The organism is Vibrio sp. S12_S33, from assembly GCF_963889785.1.
In the GTDB taxonomy this organism is placed as follows: Bacteria; Pseudomonadota; Gammaproteobacteria; order Enterobacterales; family Vibrionaceae; genus Vibrio; species Vibrio aestuarianus.
In genome coordinates this window covers 1-1,531 of record NZ_CAWPQZ010000140.1, presented here as the reverse complement: position 1 = coordinate 1,531, position 1,531 = coordinate 1, and the positions used below count along the sequence as shown (strand labels likewise).

Sequence of the window (1,531 nt, the reverse complement as noted above, 5' to 3'; positions counted from 1 at the left end):
CCTTATTGTACTCCGCCCAGTTAGTTATCTTCTTTTTCGTTTTCCCCATGTCATCACCGCTCTTACCATCACAAAGGATCAGATCGCAGGACTTGGAAAAGGTTCAACTGATTTAGGCAACAACGCCGACTACGAAGAAAGAAGAAATGACTTTTGTCGAAAGATTCGATGCTGATGAAAAGCTAACAGCTAAAGGCAAGGTTCTCACAACCATATCTATTATTCTTATCGCACTTAATGTGACCGGTGCTGTGATGAAGGAAGCAAATACATTTCTTTTCAAAATTGAATTTACCCATCAAGAGGGAATCACTTATTTGTTGCTAGCTGCAATTTTGTATTTAACTGTTCGTTATCGAAATTATGCCCAACCATACCATCACGAGCTTTTTCTTCTTTGGTCGGAACGGATGATGCAAGATAAAGAGATCTTTAATTACAATCCAAGAGACGAAGTCGTAACAGGTTTCTTAGGCGATGCCTTTGACGTTTGGGGCGGAGATGAACCGGGTATTCAAGATTCAAAATACCATGTAAGTGGCTTCTTACGTCGAGCGGTTCGCTTTCCTTCAGTATTCCGTGGTGAGAGTGGTGATGGTGAATGGTTCGAGGAGTATTTTGATGAGTACTCTAGCCTTTTATCTTTCAACAAAAAGTGGACTTTTAGTAAATACATACGATTATTGCTAATTGAATTTAAGTATAGGTTTAATGCATTTATCAACCACAGAGAGCATTTGGACATCTTAAGTCCATATATATTTGCGTTTATTGCTGTCCTGTCAGTAATCGTACCTTGGGAAACTTTTACATAACAAACAATTTAAGAGTGATTCAGCACGCTTGGCATTTTTGGTTTGGGTCTAGTCTAGTGATTACGGTGTACAATTTGAGTGTTGTGGTCGCGTGCTTCACACCTTAATTGGGCGTTAGGCTTTAGGTAATAATAAATGGAATATAAGTGCGATATTGAGTTTTTAGAACAGCGGCTGAAATTGCTAAAGTGGCTTAATTATGGGTTTATTATTCCTTGCTTAGTTGCTTTATATTTCAAACCTACAATTTTTGTCGTGAATGGCTCTTTTACTACAGGCTTAGTGATTTGTGCACTTATTATGTATGTATTGAGGTTTATAGATAAGCACTATGGCAATGCTTTACATAATCATCGTAGTGACATTGTTATAGTAAACAACGTAGGGGTTGAATTTCGTCACCAAGACTCAGGTTACAACTTTAAGCGAAACCACGAAGAAATTGTGTCTGTGGAGTACTCAAAATATCTTGGTACACCAAAGGTAAAACTCAGATTTTCCAACAATGAGTTCTATGATCTTGTTTGGTTTAAAGACTCTAACTCACTTTACAGCAAGCTAAAGAGAAAAGAGCACTTGGTGAAAAAAGCTTAGTATCAAGTTTGAAGTGCGACATTTTTTACAGATGCGCATGAATATACTCCAGTGGTGTTCTATACCCAAGTCTTTTGCGTGGGCGCGTATTTAATTTGTGTGCGATTTCATCACAGAGCTCT

At 38.0% G+C, this 1,531-nt stretch carries 2 protein-coding genes; both read left to right on the top strand.

The window, feature by feature from the left end; all coding sequences use genetic code 11:
• The first annotated feature begins 146 nt into the window (after nt 1-146).
• On the top strand, nt 147-815 hold the full coding sequence (locus AACW06_RS19475) for a hypothetical protein (RefSeq protein WP_192076321.1): 669 nt from the start codon (nt 147-149) through the stop codon (nt 813-815).
• Nucleotides 816-950: 135 nt separating this feature from the next.
• A complete protein-coding gene (locus AACW06_RS19470; protein ID WP_192076320.1) occupies nt 951-1,409 on the top strand; it encodes a hypothetical protein in 459 nt (152 codons plus the stop codon).
• The last annotated feature ends 122 nt before the right edge of the window (nt 1,410-1,531 follow it).